Annotated in this window: 19 protein-coding genes; 7 read left to right on the top strand and 12 right to left on the bottom strand. The window is 33.9% G+C overall.

Going from position 1 to position 21050, the window contains the following annotated elements:
* Positions 1-12: 12 nt before the first annotated feature.
* The 9 genes from ACFFVB_RS02380 to hemA are packed head-to-tail and all read right to left on the bottom strand — an operon-like array spanning position 13 to position 8774.
* Positions 13-1053: a DUF4421 domain-containing protein gene (locus ACFFVB_RS02380; protein WP_382380781.1), complete on the bottom strand. Its 1041-nt coding sequence runs from the start codon at positions 1051-1053 to the stop codon at positions 13-15.
* On the bottom strand, positions 1044-1946 hold the full coding sequence (gene hemF, locus ACFFVB_RS02375) for an oxygen-dependent coproporphyrinogen oxidase (protein ID WP_382380779.1): 903 nt from the start codon (positions 1944-1946) through the stop codon (positions 1044-1046). The genes ACFFVB_RS02380 and hemF overlap by 10 nt, the downstream gene beginning before the upstream one ends.
* Positions 1936-2469 carry a GNAT family N-acetyltransferase gene (locus ACFFVB_RS02370; RefSeq protein WP_382380778.1) on the bottom strand — a complete coding sequence of 178 codons (534 nt, stop codon included), beginning with the start codon at positions 2467-2469 and terminating at the stop codon, positions 1936-1938. The genes hemF and ACFFVB_RS02370 overlap by 11 nt, the downstream gene beginning before the upstream one ends.
* Positions 2470-3495: a uroporphyrinogen decarboxylase gene (hemE, locus tag ACFFVB_RS02365; protein ID WP_382380777.1), complete on the bottom strand. Its 1026-nt coding sequence runs from the start codon at positions 3493-3495 to the stop codon at positions 2470-2472.
* A complete protein-coding gene (locus ACFFVB_RS02360) occupies positions 3492-4148 on the bottom strand; it encodes a uroporphyrinogen-III synthase (protein WP_382380775.1) in 657 nt (218 codons plus the stop codon). Before ACFFVB_RS02360 ends, hemE begins: the two co-directional genes overlap by 4 nt.
* 2 nt (positions 4149-4150) lie before the next feature.
* A complete protein-coding gene (locus ACFFVB_RS02355) occupies positions 4151-4837 on the bottom strand; it encodes a potassium channel family protein (RefSeq protein ID WP_382380773.1) in 687 nt (228 codons plus the stop codon).
* 11 nt (positions 4838-4848) lie between these two features.
* Positions 4849-6591, bottom strand: a complete 1743-nt coding sequence (locus ACFFVB_RS02350) for a TrkH family potassium uptake protein (protein ID WP_382380771.1) — start codon at positions 6589-6591, stop codon at positions 4849-4851.
* 16 nt (positions 6592-6607) lie between these two features.
* Complete coding sequence (hemC, locus tag ACFFVB_RS02345; RefSeq protein WP_382380769.1) at positions 6608-7522, bottom strand: hydroxymethylbilane synthase; 915 nt, start codon at positions 7520-7522, stop codon at positions 6608-6610.
* On the bottom strand, positions 7515-8774 hold the full coding sequence (hemA, locus tag ACFFVB_RS02340; protein WP_382380767.1) for a glutamyl-tRNA reductase: 1260 nt from the start codon (positions 8772-8774) through the stop codon (positions 7515-7517). Before hemA ends, hemC begins: the two co-directional genes overlap by 8 nt.
* Before the next feature lie 208 nt (positions 8775-8982).
* Here hemA and ACFFVB_RS02335 point away from each other — a divergent pair, with 208 nt between their 5' ends.
* The 7 genes from ACFFVB_RS02335 to ACFFVB_RS02305 all read left to right on the top strand — a co-directional run bounded on the left by ACFFVB_RS02335 (position 8983) and on the right by ACFFVB_RS02305 (position 15551).
* On the top strand, positions 8983-9864 hold the full coding sequence (locus ACFFVB_RS02335) for a helix-turn-helix transcriptional regulator (RefSeq protein ID WP_382381168.1): 882 nt from the start codon (positions 8983-8985) through the stop codon (positions 9862-9864).
* Positions 9865-10047: 183 nt separating this feature from the next.
* The gene (locus ACFFVB_RS02330) at positions 10048-10209 is read left to right on the top strand and encodes a hypothetical protein (RefSeq protein ID WP_382380765.1); all 162 of its coding nucleotides are present in this window, start codon (positions 10048-10050) and stop codon (positions 10207-10209) included.
* Positions 10210-10319: 110 nt separating this feature from the next.
* The gene (gene hemH / locus ACFFVB_RS02325; RefSeq protein WP_382380763.1) at positions 10320-11351 is read left to right on the top strand and encodes a ferrochelatase; all 1032 of its coding nucleotides are present in this window, start codon (positions 10320-10322) and stop codon (positions 11349-11351) included.
* A gap of 2 nt (positions 11352-11353) precedes the next feature.
* Positions 11354-12712, top strand: coding sequence for an MATE family efflux transporter (locus tag ACFFVB_RS02320; protein WP_382380761.1), 1359 nt, complete (start codon positions 11354-11356; stop codon positions 12710-12712).
* Between the two features lie 10 nt (positions 12713-12722).
* A complete protein-coding gene (locus ACFFVB_RS02315) occupies positions 12723-13271 on the top strand; it encodes a CopD family protein (protein WP_382380759.1) in 549 nt (182 codons plus the stop codon).
* Between the two features lie 45 nt (positions 13272-13316).
* A complete protein-coding gene (locus ACFFVB_RS02310; protein WP_382380757.1) occupies positions 13317-14768 on the top strand; it encodes a sensor histidine kinase in 1452 nt (483 codons plus the stop codon).
* 3 nt (positions 14769-14771) lie between these two features.
* Positions 14772-15551, top strand: a complete 780-nt coding sequence (locus tag ACFFVB_RS02305) for an enoyl-CoA hydratase/isomerase family protein (protein ID WP_382380756.1) — start codon at positions 14772-14774, stop codon at positions 15549-15551.
* Positions 15552-15613: 62 nt separating this feature from the next.
* Here the strand turns inward: ACFFVB_RS02305 and ACFFVB_RS02300 are convergent, their stop codons facing one another.
* The 3 genes from ACFFVB_RS02300 to ACFFVB_RS02290 form a co-directional block, all read right to left on the bottom strand.
* Positions 15614-16219 carry a T9SS type A sorting domain-containing protein gene (locus tag ACFFVB_RS02300; protein ID WP_382380754.1) on the bottom strand — a complete coding sequence of 202 codons (606 nt, stop codon included), beginning with the start codon at positions 16217-16219 and terminating at the stop codon, positions 15614-15616.
* Positions 16220-16506: 287 nt separating this feature from the next.
* Positions 16507-17793, bottom strand: coding sequence for an amidohydrolase family protein (locus ACFFVB_RS02295; RefSeq protein WP_382380752.1), 1287 nt, complete (start codon positions 17791-17793; stop codon positions 16507-16509).
* Between the two features lie 13 nt (positions 17794-17806).
* Positions 17807-20755, bottom strand: coding sequence for an amidohydrolase family protein (locus ACFFVB_RS02290; RefSeq protein ID WP_382380750.1), 2949 nt, complete (start codon positions 20753-20755; stop codon positions 17807-17809).
* Positions 20756-21050 lie beyond the last annotated feature (295 nt).

Raw genomic sequence — 21050 nt, 5'->3', positions numbered from 1 at the left:
CTTTACAGAAGATTATTCTTGTGTTTTAGGTGTGATTTTTTCATTAAAATGATTAGCAGTATTTACTACTTTCCTCGGTGCTTTAAAACGATAACCTATAAATGCTTGGAAAAAAGGGATGTTATCTTTAATATAAGATGAGCGGTCTGTATTGTGATTTAAAATAAGGTAATTATAATTGGCACCAAGGTATAAATTATCGATATCGTAAGTTATAGCGCCTCTAAAATCGATTTCGGTTAGTAAAGATGTTAAGCTTTCATTAGTTGTGGAATCTTTAGATTCTGAATAGTTTAAACCGAGTCCAGCTGAAATACCTAATGATAAAAATAAATTTTTTGTAGGTACAAAATTATAGTAATAGGCAGGAGCAAATGCAATATCAAAAGTGGTTAAGTCGCTTTCAAAATTATTAGCAGGATCAGTATCTTCTGCAATAAAATCCATTTTTGAATAATAATATACAATACCAGGAATAAAACTCCCAACACTTTTTAATTGTTTTTCATCTTGAGATGCAATAGCTCTAAACGAGAAATTTTCATTTAAAATAAAAGAGGTAGAACCACCTGCTTTAAACGATTTTGTTTTTGGCAGATAGATACTTGCGTCTTTGTTTTCTATATAGAATCCTTTTTGGTTATAGAAATCTAAGGTTTGCATCCAGCGTTTACCAAAGTACGTTCTTAAGTTTAAATTGAATAATTTAGAATCTTCGTTGTCTTTGTTTTTGGCAAGGAAATTGGGAGCAAAAGCATAAGATATAGCAATAGATCGAAAGGCTACCGATGCACCAATACGGTCTTGTTTGTTAGGAACTAAGTTGACATAAAAATTCGAATTTCGATCCTGAACCATTAACGAATTGGATGTGTTTACATAGTATAATTTAGCCGTAATTCTGTTTTTGTAAATTTGAATATAATCTGAAGTTTCTTCGTAAATAATGGCATGTAAAGAATCATTTTCTGTAGTAGGTATTCTGTCTTGTGACCAAACGGAAAAACAACACTTTAAAGTTATAATATAGAAAAGGACTTTTTTTAAAGCCATGCCTTCGGATGTTGTAAAACCTGTACAAGTTTCTCTTCTGGACTATTCGCTTCTATTTTATGATCGTAAACCCATTGTACATGAGGTGGTAAACTCATTAAAATACTTTCTATTCGGCCGTTTGTTTTAAGTCCGAATAAGGTGCCTTTATCGTGTACTAAATTAAATTCGACATAGCGACCACGACGGATTTCTTGCCAGTTTTTTTGTGCCTCGGTAAAGGCTAAGTTTTTACGTTTTTCAACTATAGGGACGTAACTTTCTAGAAAACTATTCCCAACCTCAGTAGTGAAGTTGTACCAATCTTCCATACTCATGGATTCATTAGCTTTACAATAATCGAAAAATAAACCACCTAATCCTCTAGCTTCATTTCTGTGTGCATTCCAGAAGTATTTATCACACTTTTCTTTGTAGGTTTTATAAAAGTCGGCATCATGTTTGTCGCAAGCCGATTTACAAACCGAATGAAAATGAATCGCATCGTCTTCGAATAAATAATAAGGCGTTAAATCTTGTCCGCCACCAAACCATTGGTCTACAATGTGTCCTTCTTTATCATACATCTCAAAATAACGCCAATTGGCATGTACAGTAGGCACCATTGGGTTTTTAGGATGTAATACAAGACTCAAACCACAGGCAAAGAAATTAGCATCTTTTACCCCAAAATAGTTTTGCATACTTTCAGGAAGTTCGCCATGAACTCCAGAAATATTCACACCACCTTTTTCGAAAACGGCGCCATTTTCGATAACACGTGTGCGACCGCCACCACCTTCTGGACGTACCCAAATATCTTCTTTAAATTTAACCGTTCCATCTACTGTTTCTAAAGCAGATGTAATGGTCTCTTGCAACTCTAAAATGTATGCGTAAAATTTATCTTTCATGTTGTAATTCATATAACTCCATGTCTTGGGTTGGTGCGTTTGGAGGCGCGTATTCGTTCTTCAATGTTTTAGTCCAAATAAAACCTGCATTTATAGCCACTTTTATGCTCGAAATGTTGGTTTTATGCGATATAATATGAAGTGTTTTTAATTGTAAAGTTTTAAAAGCATAATCAGAACACTGGGCAATAGCCGAAGACATAAAACCTTTGTTTTCTTTACTTCCATCGATACAGTAGGCGAATTCACCTGTGCTATTTTTCCAGTCTATATCTTTTAAAATAATAAGTCCGAAGATAATATTCGAGGACGAGTCTTTTAGGGTAAACGTATATTCGTGTTTATGTTCTCTTTTTTGCTCTTGCGCAATGATGTATGCTTTAGATGCTTCAACCTTTAAATTCTTCGCAAGAGTGTAGGGTAAATAAGTTACAAATCGTTTTACATTAGCCATCATAAACTTATGAAGCAGAGATGCATCAGTTTGCTCTATTTTGGAAATGTAAAACGAATTGTTAATCATTTATTGTTTGTATTCTTTAACCGCATCTATAAAGGCTTTGGCGTTATCTAACGGGATGTTAGGTAAGATACCGTGACCTAGGTTTACAATGTATTTGTCTTTACCAAATTCGTTAATCATTTGGTGTACCATTTTCTTAATTTCTGAAGGTGGAGAAAGTAATCTAGAAGGGTCAAAATTCCCCTGAAGCGTAATGTTTCCTCCAGATAAATAACGTGCATTCTGCGGAGAACATGTCCAGTCAATTCCTAATGCAGCTGCGTTACTTTTAGCCATATCACCAAGTGCGAACCAACATCCTTTTCCAAAAGCGATTACAGGAGCATCGTCTTTTAAAGCTTCGATAATTTGGTCGATATACTGCCAAGAGAATTCTTTATAATCGTTTGGAGCTAACATACCTCCCCAAGAATCGAAAATCTGAACAGCATCTACTCCAGCGATGACTTTGGCTTTTAAATAAGCAATAGTTGTATCTGTTATTTTCTGAAGTAATTGATGAGCAGCCATCGGATTTGTAAAACAAAATTCTTTCGCTTTATCGAAATTTTTACTGCCTTGCCCTTGCACAACGTAACATAAAATAGTCCACGGAGAACCTGCGAAACCAATTAATGGGATGTCGTTATTCAGTAATTCTTTTGTGGCTTTAATGGCTTGCATGACGTAATCTAACTCGATATTTACATCGGGAACAATCACGTTATCTACACCTCTTTGATCGCGAACTGGATTTGGTAGGTATGGTCCGAAATTAGGTTTCATTTCTACCTCAATATTCATGGCCTGCGGAATCACTAAAATGTCGCTAAATAAAATGGCTGCATCCATTCCGTATCGACGGATAGGTTGTACTGTGATTTCACTCGCTAATTCTGGTGTGCGACAACGGGTAAAGAAATCGTATTTTTCACGGATAGCAATAAATTCTGGAAGGTAACGTCCGGCTTGACGCATCATCCAAACTGGAGGACGTTCTACAGTTTCTCCTTTTAATGCTCTTAGGTATAAATCGTTTTTAATCATGATTTTTTTGAGTATTTAACTACGGCTTGTAGTAAGTTTTCTATAGTAGGACTCGAAGGTATTACTATGTTTTTAGTATGTTCTTGTATGGCTGAAGCGGTGGTAGTCCCGATGCAGAAAATAACTTGATTAGTAATGCTGTTTTCTGCTAGGTAACTCGAAACGCCACTCGGACTATAAAATAAAATGGCATCAAAGTCACCTTCAATTTTTTGAGGCGTGGGCGTTGTATTATAAACAATGATTTCTTTTAACCCGATATTACTTTTTAATAAAGCATCCGGAAGCGCGTCTTGTCTTAGATTTCCACAGAAAAAAGTAAACATATCGTTTTTATGATATTTTACAATATAATTGGCTAAATCTACGGCATATAACTTCATTTTAGACACATTTTGACCATGTTCTTCTAAAAACGCCATAGTTTTTTCGCCAACGCAAAAGCAGTTTCTTATAACTACTTTATTATCGATAACGGCTTTAGCCGCATTCTGACTTGTAATTATTGCATTTTCAACTATCATCTCAGAATCAAAATCAACGTAATCAATAGTAATCGCGTCATATTCTGTAACTGGAATGTTAGCCTTAGTAAGTATCGCTTTATAATCTTTATGAAGCGTTTTGGTTGATAAGATTGATTTAATTGGCATTGTTAATTTTTGTGGCAAATTTTAGAAATGTCGTCATCTGAACCAAATACAACCAAAATATCATTCTCTTGGATTATAGTGTCTGCACCAGGTATTCCGATAACTTCTTTAATTACAGTTTTATTTCCGATAACATTTACTTTTTCTTTTTTTCTAAGAATAGTTACAATGTTAAGTTTGTGTTTTGTTCTAATCGCTAAATCTGAAATAGATTTTCCGACAAATTCGGTAGGCGTTTTAATTTCTGAAATAGAATATTTTTCGTCAATTTTAAAACTATCAACTATGTTTTTAAGATTAATTTTATTGGTTAATTTAAGAGCGGCTTCTTGTTCCGGGTGCACTATAGAGGTAATACCCATGGCTTGTAACACGGTGTCGTGAATAGGTGACAACGAACGACTAATAACCTTGGCGGTTGTTATTTTTTTTAGAATTGCAGTGGTAATAATTGCGGCACCTTCGTTTTCTCCAATAGCAACAACGGCAATATCTGTTTGTTTTATAGGAAGCGCTTGATAGGCTAATTCGTTGGTAGAATCTAAACAAATACTGTGGGCAATTTTATCTTTTACAATATTTACTTTGTCCATGTTTTTGTCAATTCCAACAACCTCATTACCTGTTTCTGTAAGGCTAAGAGCTAGAGACATTCCGAAATTTCCGAGACCAAAAATGATGATTTTCATTTAATTATATCTTAGTTGATTAAAATATTTTCTTGTGGATATTGATAAAATTTTTGTTCTACTTGTCCTAACATTCCAAAGAGCAAGTTTAATAATCCTATTCGTCCAACAAACATAGTCGCAATAAGCACATATTTGCTAGGATCGCTTAAGGTAGGTGTGAGGTTTATACTTAATCCTGACGTACTATAGGCAGAAAAACACTCGAAAGCGATGGCTAATAAATCTTTTTCTGGTTCAAAAAACAAGAGTAATAGTATGGCTGTTCCTATGGTTATTAAAGAGATAGAAATAATAGAAAATGCACGGTTTACGGTATTACTAGAAATTTCTCTTGTGTTAATTTCTATACGTTTTTTACCTCTTGCTGTTGCAAATATATTTAGGGTTGCAATTGCAAACGTACTGGTTTTTATCCCACCACCAGTAGACCCAGGAGATGCTCCAATCCACATTAAGAATATTACGACTAATAAGGATGGTGTTGCAACATGAGCGTAATCTACAGTGTTAAAACCAGCGGTTCTAGGTGTTACCGAAGAGAACATTGCGGTTGTGATTTTTCCAAAAACAGAATCGTGATCTTGTAAACTATAATTCGCTTCAGCAAAATAGAAAAATATAAATCCAACGGCTAATAATATGCTGGTTGTTACAAGTGTTATTTTAGAGTTTAAAGTAATTACACGTACTGTTGTAGATACTTTATTTTTGGTTCTGAATAGATTTAAAAATCTTCGTTTTAAATACGAGAACGAATTAAATATGAAACTGTAACCTATACCGCCAATAATTATAAGTAGCATAAGTACCCATTGTAACGAATAATCGTAACGCAGTGTAGGCTCATAAAAACTTGCCGATGAGGTCGAGAATCCCGCATTACAAAAAGCAGAAATAGAATGAAAAATAGAGAAAAACACTTTATTATCAATCGTGCTTATAGTGTCAATAGACATATAAATAAATATGGCGCCTAGAAGTTCTATTCCTAAAGTGAATCCTACAATTTGCGCTCCAATTCTAAACACGTCCTGTAAATTTTCTGTAGATGTATAATCTTTCATATACATGCCTTCTCTAAAAGAAGAGTTCTCCTTGAAGAAATAAGCGAAAAACGAGGTGAACGTTAATATTCCTAATCCTCCAATTTGAATTAAAATAATGATTACTGTTTGTCCTAATTGAGTGAAATCTTTACCTGTATCTAGAACTGCCAGACCCGTAACACAAATTGCACTTGTAGAGGTGAATAAGGCGTCTATAAAGGATATTCCGTTAACGGTAACATTAGGAAGCATAAGTAGTAATGCACCGATAAGGACTAAAATAAAAAAACTCCCAACAAATAAAATTGCGGGGTTAAAATAGATTTTATAAATGTATTTTATAAAAAATGTTAAGCGCATTAAAAGATAAAAGAACAGGCCCAACTCAAAGATAATTTTGGGTCTCATAAGCTGCTCTACAGGTGGTAAATGACTGTTTAAGTAATATACTGTAAATGCAGCGACAAGTGTAGTCACTAATATGCCAATGTTAAATCTAACTGTTTTCCTAATGGGATCACTTTTAGAATAACGAAAAAGCTTAATAAAATTAAAGGTAATTATAAGTGATGTAATGGTAGCGTAAATAGGGATTCTAAATGGCTTGTATTCTTCGGTTACACTGAATCCAAAATCGAAAATTAAAAAAAATAAAATGAGAATATCTGTAAAACGATATAGATTTAGCAACGTTTTAATCTTCATTATTTTTTGAGTTTTTTTATGAATTCATTTCCTTTTTAATTGAATCCATCAATTCTTTTCCGCCATTTTCTATAATCTCTAAAGCGCAACGTTTTCCAAATCCTTTATAATTTGAAAGGGTGTCGGTTTTTGTTATGCTCAGTTTTTTACTTCCATCTAAAGCGAGTAAAATACCTGTAAAAGCAATAGTATCATCAGTAATAGTTGCAATGCCGCCAATTGGTGCTGTACAGCCAGCTTCTAATATACGTAAAAATTCACGTTCTACATGTGTGCAAATATCTGTGGGTGTGTCGTTTAATTTAGCAACAGCTTCTGTAATATCTTTATCCTTCTCTAAAGTTACAACAACCATAGCGCCTTGTGCCGGAGCAGGTATCATCCAATCGAGTTCGATATAGTGTTCTGGCAGTACATTTATACGCTCTAAACCTGCCTTAGCAAATACAGCGGCATTCCATGTATTGTCTACTAATTTTTGAAGTCGTGTAATTACATTTCCTCTTAAATCTACTACAGCATGCTTTGGATATTTATTAAGCCATTGTGCCTTTCTTCTTAAGCTTCCAGTGGCAATAGTTCCTTCACTGTTTAGAAAATCTAAACCTTTATGTACTAGAATATCGTTTACATTGGCGCGTTCTAAAACAGCCGTTTGTACAATGCCTTGTGGTAATAAGGTTGGCACGTCTTTCATGGAGTGTACTGCAATATCTACAGTTCCATTTAACATGGCAACATCTAAAGTTTTAGTAAAAATACCAGTTATTCCTAATTCGTATAACGGTTTGTCTAGAATAAGATCGCCCGTAGATTTTACAGCAACAATTTCTGTAGTATATCCTAAATCTTCAAGACGTTTTTGAACAGTGTGTGCTTGCCAAAGAGCCAGTTTACTGTCTCTTGTGCCAATGCGAATAGTTTTATGCATTTGTTGATGTTTCTAGCTGAAACACTTTTTTAATAAGTTCAAGACTTTCGTTAGTCGAAAAATCTTCATCTTTTAAGTGATGTGCAAAATGATTCGTTATTTTCTGAATAATATTATTGCTAATTAATTCGGCTTGTGCTTCGTTAAAATCTGATATTTTTTTACGTTGTACATCTAATTCCGCCAATTTAAAGTCTAATAATTTATTCTTTAAAGCTTTTATTGTAGGTGCAAATTTTCGTGTTTCTAACCAACTGTTAAATTCCTTTTTAACATCTTCAATTATGGTTTCGGCAACAGGAATATGTGTTTTTCTTTTTTCTAAAGTTTCGTCTGTAATCTGAGATAAATGATCTAAATGGATTAATGTAACACCTTCTAATTCTGTAACATTTTCATGAACATTTTTGGGTATCGATAAATCTAAAATTAATAACGGTTTTTTAGTTTGTATTAAGTGCTTGTCTACTGTAGGATTTTGTGCTCCCGTTGCAACGACCAATACATCAGAATTATTTATTTCTTCTTGTAAATTAGAATAATCTTTAACTAAAAGATTAAACTTTCCAGCAATACGTTCTGCTTTATCTTTCGTTCTGTTAATTAATGTGATTTGCTCATTTTTAGTATGCTTTACTAGATTTTCGCAAGTATTTCTACCTATTTTACCTGTTCCGAAAAGTAAAATATTTTTGTTAGAAACTTCGGTTACATTATTTAAAATATATTGAACAGAGGCAAAAGAAACAGATGTAGCTCCCGAAGAAATTTCGGTTTCGTTTTTTATACGCTTACTCGCTTGAGTAACCATAGTAATTAAACGCTCTAAGAACGTATTTAATAAGCCTAACTTTTTAGATAAGCTAGCACTTTTCTTTAACTGACTAATAATTTCGAAATCTCCAAGAATCTGACTGTCTAATCCAGAACCCACACGAAACATATGTGAAATGGCTTCGCTACTTTTATAAACGTATGCGACATCTTGAAACTCTTCTACAGTCCCTTTAGTATTATCGCATAATAATTTAATAAGTTGAAAAGGGTGTTCTGCAAAACCATAGATCTCGGTTCTGTTACAAGTAGAAGTCACAATTAAGCTCTCTATACCATTTGCCTGAGCTTGGTTTAGAAGATTTAATTTTGCTGCGTCATCAAGACTAAAATGTCCTCTAATCTCAGCGTCTGCTTTTTTGTAACTTAATCCAATGGCATAAAAGTAAGTGCCTCTAGATCCGTGATTTTGATTCATTTATTATAATGGTTGGAAATTCAGGACAAATGTATAGCGCGTAATTGTAAAAAAGTAACGCTGAAAGAACTTTTAGTGTCGTTTCGGGTTTTTTGATTCAAAATTAGATTCAAATGCATTAAATGTTATACTTTTGTAGGGGTTACAACGTTATTGTTGTGGTTAGTTTAGAGTGAATCTAAATAAAACAGAATAAATTTTGAAAGAAATGGAAGGAAAAAATATCGCTGTAGGAACTTTAAAAGAAACGGTTATTGACCACGGTTTTTCTGTGTTAACTTATCAGAATGAGGGGCTTGGAGTCGAAGTTATTGAGAAGGCTATCGACAGTAGTATCATTCAATTTCATTTTTGTCTTAAAGGTGCTTCTGCTTTTAAATTTAATAAAGGCAGCTATACACTAAATATAAGTGAAGAAAATTCATTGCTTCTGTATAACCCGCAACAAGATTTACCTATTCATTTAGAGGTGAATCCAAATTCTTGGTTGGTTACTATATTAATTTCTATCAAGGAATTTCATGGATTATTTTCTCAAGAAGCAGATTATATTACCTTTTTAAGTAGCGATAATAAGGATAAAAAATATTATAAAGATGGCAAAATATCGCCGTCTATGGCTATTGTACTCACGCAAATGATGCACTACAATCTAAACGAGTCTATTAAAAATCTATATTTTAAAGGAAAGGCTTACGAGTTATTAAGTTTATATTTTAATAGAAGTGAAGATACTAATTTAGAACAATGCCCGTTTTTGGTAGATGAAACGAATGTGATTAAAATTAGAAAGGCGAAAGATATTATTGTTGCAAGAATGGCAGAGCCGCCAAGTTTGCAAGAATTAGCAGATGAAATAGGTTTGACTCTGAAAAAACTGAAGGAAGGTTTTAAGCAAATTTATGGAGATTCGGTATTTAGCTTTTTATTCGACTATAAAATGGAGGAAGCAAGGAAGCTTCTAGAAACAGGTGGTTTAAACGTTAACGAAGTGGGGTTAAAAGTGGGCTATAGTACCTCAAGTCACTTTATAGCGGCCTTTAAAAAGAAGTACGGAACAACACCTAAAAAATATTTACAATCTATTTAATTTTTGAAAAAGGAATAATTTTCAATTTTACGTTAAGCATTCGTAAACGATTTAGATGAGTGATATTATCTTTTTTTCAATTTTAAACGTTTTCTAATGAGATCTTATTCAGATTATAACTTCGTCTTAATGCTTGCTTAAAATGATTTTTCTATATTTATAATATGTTTAAAATCAATTGTTATGAAATATCTATCTCCAGAAATAGAAGCGTGGTCTAAAGATTCTAATACTAAATCGCTAGTGAGGCCAGGGGTTTCCTGCGGCATTTTTCAAGATTGTAATGCTAATGAAGAGCGCCCTGTTCATAATCAACAACCTAAAACAAAGAATAAGAATAAGTAATATTTTTTTAATTTACTACAGAGGTTATAATCAATTTCATTGAATAGTAAATAAGATAATACTATGATTAGAATATAGTATGATCTTAATTTCTATTGTACTTTTGTATTATGAAGAAAGGAATTTTACTTGTCAATTTAGGGTCTCCCGATAGCCCTAGCCCACAGGACGTAAAAAAATATTTAGGAGAATTTCTCATGGACGAACGTGTCATAGATATTCCTAAACTAGCTAGATTAGCTCTTGTTAAAGGTATTATTTTAAAAACAAGACCTAAAGCATCGGCAGCTGCTTATAAAAAAATATGGTGGGACGAAGGTTCTCCGTTAATTGTCATTTCAGAACGATTACGAGCTAAAGTGCAAAAAGAAGTCACTTATCCCGTAGCCTTGGCGATGCGTTATGGATCGATGACTATTAAAAAGGGAATTCAAGAGTTGGTGGATCAAGGTGTGGATGAAGTTTTCTTAATTCCGTTGTATCCACAATTTGCAATGGCAACGACCGAAACAATTTTAGTCCTAGCCGAAGAATTACGTCAAAATCATTTTCCAAATATTAAAATAGATCATTTACCAGCATTTTATAATAAACCAGATTATATATCGGTGCTTAGTGAATCTGTAAAACGACACTTAAAAGAGAAAACATACGATCACGTATTATTTTCTTACCACGGTATTCCAGAACGTCACATTAAAAAAAGTGATGTAACAAAATCGCATTGTAAAATTGATGGTTCTTGTTGCGTTACACCTTCTAGAGCACACGAATTTTGCTATAAACATCAATGTTTAGAAGTGACGCGATTAGTTGCAGAACAACTCGGATTAAAAGAAGGCGCATTTTCAACCTCATTTCAGTCTAGATTGGGTTTCGATCCATGGTTGCAACCGTATACCGATAGAACAATTGAAAGATTAGGGCTAGAAGGGGTTAAAAACATGGCTATAATTACACCTGCTTTTGTGAGTGATTGTTTAGAAACCTTAGAAGAAATAGCTATGGAAGGTCAGGAGCTTTTTCATGAAGTTGGAGGTAAAGAGTTCACTACTGTGCCGTGTTTAAACGACGACAATGAATGGTCTGCCTTGCTAGGATCATGGATTAACAATTGGGCAGATAATTCAACCAAGGCGTAATAATGAAAGAAAAGGTATCTGTAGATTTAGGAACAAAACCCATTAGTCAGCTTTTAATTAAGCAGTCAGTGCCCGCATCTATAGGGATATTGGTGATGTCCTTAAATGTGCTTGTAGATACTATTTTTGTAGGGAATTGGATAGGATCTATAGCTATTGCAGCTATAAACATAGTGTTGCCTGTTTCCTTTTTTATCGCAGCCTTAGGAATGTCTATTGGTATTGGAGGGTCTTCTATTATTTCCCGTGCTTTAGGAGCCGGTAATACGGAAAAAGCTTTGGCTACATTTGGTAATCAAATTACATTAACATTCCTTTTAATTAGCTCTTTCGTTTTTTTAGGACTGGTTTTTAATGATGAAATTATTATAGCTTTTGGAGGGAAAGGCAATATTTTCGAGCCTGCAAAAACGTACTATAATATCGTAATGTATGGTGTGCCGTTTCTAGGATTCTCGATGATGGGTAACAATGTTATGCGATCAGAAGGGAATCCGAAATTTGCCATGTATTCTATGATGATTCCTTCGGTTGGGAATCTTGTTTTCGATTATGTTCTAATCCATACTTTTGATATGGGTATGGCTGGAGCTGCTTGGGCGACTACGGGTTCAAACTTTATTGGTTTTCTTTTTGTGCTATGGTATTTCTTTTCTGATAATTCTTCATTAAAAATAGATTGGTCTTATTTAATATTAAAATGGGAAACCATTAAAGAAATAGGTTCTCTTGGGTTTGTAACACTTGCACGTCAGGCCGTTGTTAGTGTTACTTATTTATTTATGAATAATATATTATTTCGTTTAGGGGGCGAAGTTTCGGTGACTTCTTATGCGATTGTAGGTCGGATGCTTATGTTTGCTTTATTTCCTGTATTTGGAGTAACGCAAGGATTTCTTCCAATTGCGGGCTATAATTACGGTGCAAAACAGTACGATAGGGTTCGGGAATCTATAAATATAGCCATTAAATATGCGGCGGTTTTAGCAACTGTAGTTTTTATTTTACTCATGGCTTTTCCCGTAACGATTACTAAAATGTTTACCCAAGATGCAGCTGTGTTAAAGGAAACTCCAGCAGCTATGCGTTGGGTGTTTGCTGCTACGCCTATTATTGCTTTGCAATTAATTGGAGCGGCTTATTTTCAGGCGATAGGGAAGGCGAGACCTGCATTACTATTAACACTTACGCGTCAGGGGTTTTTCTTTATACCTTTAATTTTAATTCTGCCGAATTTTTATGGTGAATTGGGCGTGTGGATGTCGTTTCCTATTTCAGATGTATTATCTACTATAGTAACCGGATATTTTTTAAACCGAGAAATAAAAACAGATTTAATTAAAAAGAGTGCAATCGCTTAACCCCATAATTATGGAATACTACAATTATATAAAATCGCTTCATCTTATTTTTGTTATCACCTGGTTTGCAGGGCTTTTTTATATTCCTAGATTATTCGTGTACCAAATAGAATCCTTTCATAAACCTTCTCCTGATAAAGAGATTTTAGGAGAACAATTAAAATTAATGACGAAGCGCTTGTGGTATATTATTACTTGGCCTTCTGCAATTTTAGCAACACTATTCGCTATTTGGTTACTAATTCTTATGCCTGCTTGGTTGGATGAATCTTGGATGCATGTAAAATTAGGATTTGTTGTTTTATTGATTATTTACCATTTAAAAACACATCAATATTTTAAACAATTACAAGTCGATGATGTCCGGAAAACCTCTAGTTATATGAGGCTTTGGAACGAAGGCGCAACTTTTATTCTTTTTGCTGTAGTGTTTTTGGTTATTCTAAAAAGTAGTTTCGATTGGATTTTTGGTATTGTTGGAATTTTTGCATTAGGCGTTCTTATTATGCTTGGATTTAAAGTCTATAAGCGCATACGAGCTAAAAACCCCAATGCTTAGAACAATGGCTTGATTATTGTTACCTTTAGGACACGGTAATAACTCATGAAATTAAAAAAAATATCCTTACGACTTCGTATTTTTATCGCTATGCTTTTTGTAGTGGTATTGGCTTCTGTTTTAATAGTAGGAGTAGCTATTCATCAATATGGAGAAGAGGCTATTGATTACCATCAGCAACGCTTAGAGCGCAAGCAGAAAAACATTAAATCTCACCTTAGTTTTGTAATTAAGCAAACGTCTTATGAAGTTAAAACGGAGAAAATCCCCTATATATTTAAGGAAAAAATTTACGAAATAGCTAATATTCATAATTTACAAATTAATTTATATGATTTAGACGGTTCTATTTTAACATCTTCTAGAGCTGGATTTTCACAAGATTCTTTACAGGAGTGTATTAGTGCAGATGTTCTTAATACATTGTCTAATACTGCAGAACATACTTTTGTAGAGACTAAAAGTGTTAATCATAAAGTCTTTCAGTCGTCGTATACCTATCTTACCGATCAGAAGTTTAAACCTTTAGCGATTATAAATTTACCGTATCTTGAAGATGACGATTTTTTAGCCAGAGAATTAGACGAGTTTTTAGAACGTATTAGCTATGCATATTTGTTTATGCTTGTTTTAGCATCGGCAATCGCATTCTTTTTAGCCAATTATATTACTAAATCTATTAAAACGATAAGTGATAAAATTAATACGACAACCTTAGAGAAGCGTAATGCCCGTATTGAAGTTGAAGATGCTAGTGAGGAAATTTCAACCCTAGTGCAATCGTATAATAGTATGATTGATCAGTTGGAAGAAAGTGCACGTCAGTTGGCGAAAAGTGAGCGGGAAGAAGCTTGGCGAGAAATGGCAAAGCAAGTGGCTCATGAAATTAAAAATCCGCTAACTCCTATGCGATTAACGGTTCAAAATTTTCAACGGAAATTTAGTCCAGACGATCCTAATATTCATCAAAAAGTAGAAGAGTATTCCGAAACTTTAATTCAGCAAATCGATACAATGAGTTCTATTGCTTCTGCCTTTTCGAACTTTGCAAATATGCCCGCACAGCAAAATGAGACACTTAATGTTGTAAATACAGTGCGTTTGTCTTTAGATATTTTTAATAAAGATTATATTGTTTTTCTATCTGAAAGGGAAGAAATTATTACCACTTTCGACAAAACCCAATTAATTAGAGTGGTAACGAATCTTGTTAAAAATGCGATTCAAGCTATTCCAGAAGGACGTGTTCCAAAAATTGTGGTTCATGTGTCTTTACATGAAGGAGACATTAAAATTACGGTTTCAGATAATGGAATCGGTATTGCAGAAGGTAATGAAACTAAAGTCTTCGAACCTAAGTTTACCACTAAATCTAGTGGTACAGGTCTAGGTTTGGCAATGGTTAAAAATATAGTTGAATCTTATAATGGTAACATTACTTTTATGACCCAGCTCAATAAAGGGACTACATTTATTGTTACCTTTCCTAAAACTTAAATTATGATTTTTAATATTTTATCAGAATTTCAGGATGGTATTACGACCATCACCATTAATAGGCCAACAAAACTTAATGCGTTAAATCGCGACACCATAAATGAATTGCATCGCGCTTTTAAGGCGGCCGATAAGGACAAAGATACACGCGTTATTATTGTTACGGGAAGCGGTGAAAAGGCATTCGTAGCAGGTGCAGATATTAGTGAGTTTTCTAATTTCGATGTTAGTAAAGGTGCTAAGCTAGCAGAGAAAGGACATGAATTGTTATTCGATTTTGTTCAGAATTTATCTACTCCAGTTATTGCTGCAGTAAATGGATTTGCATTAGGAGGAGGTTTAGAATTGGCTATGGCTTGTCATTTTAGAGTGGCTAGTGATAATGCTAAAATGGGATTACCAGAAGTCTCTTTAGGTGTTATTCCCGGTTATGGAGGTACCCAACGTTTGCCGCAACTTGTGGGTAAAGGACGGGCTATGGAAATGATTATGACCGCAGGGATGATTACAGCAGAACAAGCTTTAAATTATGGTTTGGTAAATCACGTTGTACCGCAAGACGAATTATTAGGATTCTGTGGTGGTATTGCAAATAGAATTAAGAAGAATTCACCGAAAGCTATTGGAGAAGCAATAAAATCTATAAACGCTGGCTTTAAATCTGGTGTAAACGGATATAAAAAAGAAATAAAAGGATTTGGTAAATGCTTCGGGACCGAAGATTTTACCGAAGGAACTACAGCTTTTTTAGAAAAACGAAAAGCAGAATTTACTGGCGATTAAGCATAAAAAAAGAGTGGACTAACTTAAGTCCACTCTAAAAATTATTTCAAATTTTAATGCTTTTAAAGACTAAAGTATTCGACGTACTCTCTTCCATTTGCTTTAATTACCATTCTGTAATTTCCTGATTCTTTTACAGAAAGTTTAAAGGCACATTGAATATTTGAGGTGTCTTTAATCGTTTGTTTATGAACGACATTATAGTTTTGATTACCGTCGATATCGTAATAAATAGCCACATCAACATCTTCTTTAGCCAGCTCTAGTTTAGATAAGTAAACGTAGTTGTTTACTAGACGTACTACAGGCTTATAGATAATTTTTTCTCTTGAAGCATCGAAAGTTACATTTCCAAATTTTACTTCAAATGGTATAACTTTAATTTGATTTGATTTGTCGTGTTCGAAAAAATACGTTCCATTTGGTAGGGTCGAAAAGTCGAACGTATGATTACTACTTCCGGATTTCTTTAAAGTCTTTGTGTAGAGCGTAAAACCATCGATATCTTTAATAGATAAATTCTGTCCTACTTTTACATCTTCTAATGTTAATGTAACCTCTTTGTTTTCTTTATCATCAAAATTAGATGACATATTGCTCGTAAAACTTGATGCTAAGCTAGTAATCGTTACTAGCAAGCAGATACTAAGTGTCATTGCTCTTTTCATAATTAAATTTTTTTATCGATTAACATATTCAAATGTAAAGAGTTATAGGCTGTCTAAAAACATCAAAATTGGCTGCTTTATGTGCTATTTTATCAACATGCTAGTTATTAAAAGCGTCAGCGGTTAATATAGTATATGTTTGAGGTAATTTTACGTAGATGAGGTGATTATGGATAAATTGGGTTTGCACTAAAATGAATTTAATTGCAGCTTTTTTAAGCATAAAAAAGGGCGGAATATAATTCCACCCTAATCATTAAGAATATTTATAAGTATGTTTCTGGCTTTTATTCAGATTCGTATTTTCCCATATATCTTTTCCATAATTCTGTTTGGTGCGATTCTAATGAAATATCACGACCATCGATAAATGCTTTTATAAGAACATTGGTTCTCATGTCTAAGGCATCACCTTCCGAAATAAATAATGTAGCACTTTTTCCTGTTTCTAAAGTTCCATAAGTATCAGCTATACCTAAAATTTTTGCAGTGTTTCCTGTAATTAAAGATAATGCAACTTCTTTGTCTAAACCTTGTCCTGCAACCTGACCGGCATAGAAAGGTAGATTTCTTGTTTGGAAGTTTTCTGAATCGGCATTTTGTATTCCGACTAATAACCCAGCGTCAGATAATAATTTAGGAAGTTTGTAAGGAAGATCGTAATCTTCATCTTCAGACTTTGGTCTGCTATGTGTGGCCTGAACAAGCACAGGAATCGAATTCTGTTTTAAGAAGTCGGTTATTTTATAAGCTTCATAACCGCCAACCAATACAATGTTCTTTATATTTTCATGCTTCGCTAAAGTAATGGCATCTATTATTTCTTTTTCACCATTAGCATATACGTAAAGGTTTTGAGAGCCATTAAAAAGTCCTTGCATCGCTTTAAAAGGTGCATTTTCTTCTTTAGAAACGGTTTCCCCATATGCTTTTGAGTTCTGTATAAAAGATCTAATTTTTGTTATCTCTTTTTGATAGTTTTCGTTGGGTTTATAAGCACTTGCTGCACGATTATATCTAAAACTATTTGGCCAATGTAAATGAATACCATCATCTACTTTTACTGCTGCGTCTTCCCAATTCCAAGCATCTAACTGAACAATGGATGAGGTTCCTGATATTTCACCACCTTGAGGTGTTATTTGAGCGATTAGCACACCATTTGGTCGCATACTCTCTACTACTTTAGATTCTGCATTATACGCGATTAAACTACGTACGTGTGGGATAAATTCTCCTATTTCATCTTCGTCTTTACTTGCTCTTACAGCGTTAATTTCTGTTAGTCCTAAAGCTTTTGTAGGCGCAATAAAACCTGGGTAGACATGTTTTCCTGTACCATCAATTTTTTTACCCTTTCTAGCGATTTTCATTTTAGCATCACCAACAAAAGTTAAAGTTCCGCCCTCGAACATGATTAGCGAATTTTCTATTATTTTTCCGTTACCTAAATGTGCCGTTGCACCTTCTATGACTATAGCCTCTTTTTGTGCAGGAGCTGGTGTTTGTTGTGCCCAAGAAAAGGATCCACAAAGTAAACCTACAAGCACTATTATCTTATTATATATTTTCATGATCGTTTTATTATTAAAGTGATTCGCAAGTCATTTCTTCTTTACTCTTTCCTAATGGTTTCTGAGTCTTTTTGCCTTTAGATTTATCCTGAAGCATCAAGTCAACTAACTTAGCACGTTCCTTTTTTATACTTTCACGTTGTTGTTTGTCTTTTTCGATATCAAAGTAAATAGCACCTTCTATCATCGTTTTTTCTGCTTTCGAATAAATAGACATAGGATGTTCATTCCAAAGTACAAGATCGGCGTCTTTTCCTATTTTAATACTACCAACTCTGTCGTCTAGATGTAGCAATTTTGCAGGGTTAATTGTAACCATTTTCCAAGCTTCTAGTTCAGACATACCTCCGTATTTTACAGTTTTTCCTGCTTCTTGATTTAATCGTCTAATCATTTCGGGATCATCACTATTAATTGCTACAGTTATACCTTGTTGTTGCATGATTGCTGCGTTATAAGGTATCGCGTCGTTAACTTCGAATTTATACGACCACCAATCGCTAAAAGTGGCTGCTCCAACACCATGTTCTGCCATTTTATCGGCTACTTTGTATCCTTCTAATATATGTGTGAATGTATTTATTTTAAAGTCGAAACTATCGGCAACCTTCATGAGCATATTAATTTCACTTTGCACATAAGAATGACAACTAATAAAACGTTCGCCGTTAAGAATCTCTAATAAGGTTTCCATTTCCTGATCGTAACGATAAGGCGCTCCGCTTTTTTTAATTTCGCCATATTCTTTCGCACGTTGAAAATAATTGATAAATACTTGTTCTACACCCATTCGTGTTTGCGGAAATCTACTCGTGCTGCCCCAGTTACTTTGCTTCACATTTTCACCTAGAGCAAATTTTATAAATTTTGGAGAATTGTCGTATATCATATTATCTGCAGTCTCTCCCCATTTTAATTTTAATATTGCCGAGCGACCTCCAATCGGATTTGCCGAACCATGCAGTAATTGTAAAGATGTAACGCCTCCTCCAAGTGCATAATAGATACTTATATCGTCAGGATCTACAACATCTTCCATAGTTACTTCTGCAGAAGAATTATGGCCAGATTCGTTTATAGATAATGCTGCAATATGACTGTGTTCGTCTATAATACCAGCCGTTAAGTGTTTGCCGGTAGCATCTATAACTTTTGCTTTTCCTGCAGAAAGATCTTTACCTATTTTCGAAATTTTACCATCCTTAATTAAAACATCTGTATGGGGTAAAATTCCCTGGTCCTCACTAGTCCAAACCGTCGCATTTTTAAATAATATAGTTTCTTGTTTTGGAAGTTCTTCATTTCCATATGCTAGATTAGGGTAGGTGATAGGAATAAACGCTGATTGTTCTTCGTTTTCATCTGTGTCTTCTTTGTCTGTAAACGGAGCTGTTTGTTTCGCATTAAAATTAGCTGTTCCATTTACTGTAACTACTTTTCCGTTAAATGATGCTGTATTAGATGAAATTAAACTAGAAAATCTATAGCTGTCCGAGGCCTCGTCTGTAAAAGACATTGTTAACCAGTTGTTTTCAAAATTAAATTTAGACTTCAAAGTTGTCGAGTCTTGTTTTATAGTTGCTTTCGGACTGTCGGCACTACCTTTAATCGATAATTGGAAGACTTTCGTATTAGCTGTAATGCTATAGTCTCCTCTAATATCGGTTGTGTTTGCTTGATTTATAAGGTTCTTTTTACCTTGAACCCAGTTTTCGTATAAAATGGTTTCCTTATCGAAATAATCTCCAGAGGTAATTATAAAATTAGCTTCCATGCCTTTTTGTAAGGCTCCAATTTTGTTAGTCTGACCTAATATTTGAGCAGGTATAGTTGTTAACGCTTCTAAAGCTTTAGTTTTAGAAAGTCCGCGATCTACGGCCTCTATAAGTTTTGCTTTAAATGTTTTTGTTTCTTTTAAATCGTTTAAAGTAAATGAGAATATTATACCATTTTCTTCTAATATTTTAGGGTTAGATGGTGCCTGATTCCAATAACGCATATCGGATAAAGACACTATTGATTCATTAAAAGGATCTGAAACGTCGTAGGCGTCAGGAAAATTTAGTGGCAAAATTAATTTAGCATTAGTCGCTTTTATTGCTGAAACCATTTCATATTCGTCTCCACCTCCAAGAATGGTATATTGAATGCCAAATGCATCTCCAATTTTATCGGCTCTTACAATATTGCTCTTATTACCACCTTCAAATATTTGAACAAGATTTTTGTTGTTGTTTAATGCTTCTAGCGATCGGTCTATGTTATCTATGTTTCCTTTAGCATACCAATTTGCATCTTGATAAAATTGGCGTAATAAAGCTGTTGCACCCATTAACGATGTCGGGTAAGATTGACTCTTTATACTGCTTTTTTTGAATGAAAAATACTGTGCAGAACGGTCGTTTAAAATACGATCTGCATTGGTGCCATTTTCATTAAGAGCAACTAAAACACCAGTTCCGCGTGCAATACCATCTTGCAAATGGGTATTTACAACTCCAAAACCAACGTTAAGCAATTCTGTTGCTTTTTTATTGTCAAATTTAAATGTTTCAACGGCATCTGTTTCTGGCATAATATGGTCATTCCAATAAAAACCATCTCTAGTGGCGTCATACTGTGCAGATCTACCATGGCCTCCTGTTCTGCTTGGGATTGAAACTCCAAAGTCTGAATAGACATCTATAAAGGAAGGATAAATGGTTTTATTTTTGGCATCGATAATAACGGTGTTTTTGGGAAGTGTTAATCCTGCTTTGGCAGACACAATTTTACCGTCTTTAATTAATAAAGTTCCAGATTCTATTACCGTGGTAGGCGTAACATAAATTTTAGCATTTATAAAAGCTGTGTAATTATGATTGTTGGATTTAACACCTTTACTTTCTGGAAAGTAATCTTGTGCATTTACAAGGTTACTAACAGTAATTAAAAGTAATGCAAATAGTAATTTTTGTCTCATTTAGAAATCATTTTAGTTTTTTGTAGTTAGGAGTTTTCGATAGTGTTAATACCGAAAGGGATTACGTAAATAGTAATGAGATTACTAGTAATAGTAACCTTTATACAGTGGCTTAAAGGTATAATTAATCTATTTTAGATGTATTTGATAATTAATTTTTTTTATTCATTTTTAAATGGATTCGGCATAAAAAAGCGCGTTTAAATTAAGATTTATTATTTGATGAATAAATTTCTAATTAAACTTGAAAAAGTATTGTCTACGAGCAGATCTATGATTGTTGTTTAGAATGAAG

The sequence above is a fragment of the Formosa undariae genome (assembly GCF_042427615.1).
Lineage (GTDB): Bacteria > Bacteroidota > Bacteroidia > Flavobacteriales > Flavobacteriaceae > Formosa > Formosa undariae.
Note: the sequence above shows the minus strand (reverse complement) of the source record. Positions and strands in the feature narration are given on the sequence as shown.

Coding starts and splice junctions, on each gene's coding strand:
- ACFFVB_RS02370 (WP_382380778.1), bottom strand. CDS start 2,469: ATGATTAACAATTCGTTTTACATTTCCAAAATAGAGCAAACTGATGCA.
- ACFFVB_RS02350 (WP_382380771.1), bottom strand. CDS start 6,591: ATGAAGATTAAAACGTTGCTAAATCTATATCGTTTTACAGATATTCTC.
- ACFFVB_RS02335 (WP_382381168.1), top strand. CDS start 8,983: ATGGAAGGAAAAAATATCGCTGTAGGAACTTTAAAAGAAACGGTTATT.
- hemF (WP_382380779.1), bottom strand. CDS start 1,946: ATGAAAGATAAATTTTACGCATACATTTTAGAGTTGCAAGAGACCATT.
- ACFFVB_RS02305 (WP_382380756.1), top strand. CDS start 14,772: ATGATTTTTAATATTTTATCAGAATTTCAGGATGGTATTACGACCATC.
- ACFFVB_RS02355 (WP_382380773.1), bottom strand. CDS start 4,837: ATGAAAATCATCATTTTTGGTCTCGGAAATTTCGGAATGTCTCTAGCT.
- hemC (WP_382380769.1), bottom strand. CDS start 7,522: ATGCATAAAACTATTCGCATTGGCACAAGAGACAGTAAACTGGCTCTT.
- ACFFVB_RS02310 (WP_382380757.1), top strand. CDS start 13,317: ATGAAATTAAAAAAAATATCCTTACGACTTCGTATTTTTATCGCTATG.
- hemH (WP_382380763.1), top strand. CDS start 10,320: ATGAAGAAAGGAATTTTACTTGTCAATTTAGGGTCTCCCGATAGCCCT.
- hemE (WP_382380777.1), bottom strand. CDS start 3,495: ATGATTAAAAACGATTTATACCTAAGAGCATTAAAAGGAGAAACTGTA.
- ACFFVB_RS02330 (WP_382380765.1), top strand. CDS start 10,048: ATGAAATATCTATCTCCAGAAATAGAAGCGTGGTCTAAAGATTCTAAT.
- ACFFVB_RS02320 (WP_382380761.1), top strand. CDS start 11,354: ATGAAAGAAAAGGTATCTGTAGATTTAGGAACAAAACCCATTAGTCAG.
- ACFFVB_RS02315 (WP_382380759.1), top strand. CDS start 12,723: ATGGAATACTACAATTATATAAAATCGCTTCATCTTATTTTTGTTATC.
- hemA (WP_382380767.1), bottom strand. CDS start 8,774: ATGAATCAAAATCACGGATCTAGAGGCACTTACTTTTATGCCATTGGA.
- ACFFVB_RS02295 (WP_382380752.1), bottom strand. CDS start 17,793: ATGAAAATATATAATAAGATAATAGTGCTTGTAGGTTTACTTTGTGGA.
- ACFFVB_RS02300 (WP_382380754.1), bottom strand. CDS start 16,219: ATGAAAAGAGCAATGACACTTAGTATCTGCTTGCTAGTAACGATTACT.
- ACFFVB_RS02380 (WP_382380781.1), bottom strand. CDS start 1,053: ATGGCTTTAAAAAAAGTCCTTTTCTATATTATAACTTTAAAGTGTTGT.
- ACFFVB_RS02290 (WP_382380750.1), bottom strand. CDS start 20,755: ATGAGACAAAAATTACTATTTGCATTACTTTTAATTACTGTTAGTAAC.
- ACFFVB_RS02360 (WP_382380775.1), bottom strand. CDS start 4,148: ATGCCAATTAAATCAATCTTATCAACCAAAACGCTTCATAAAGATTAT.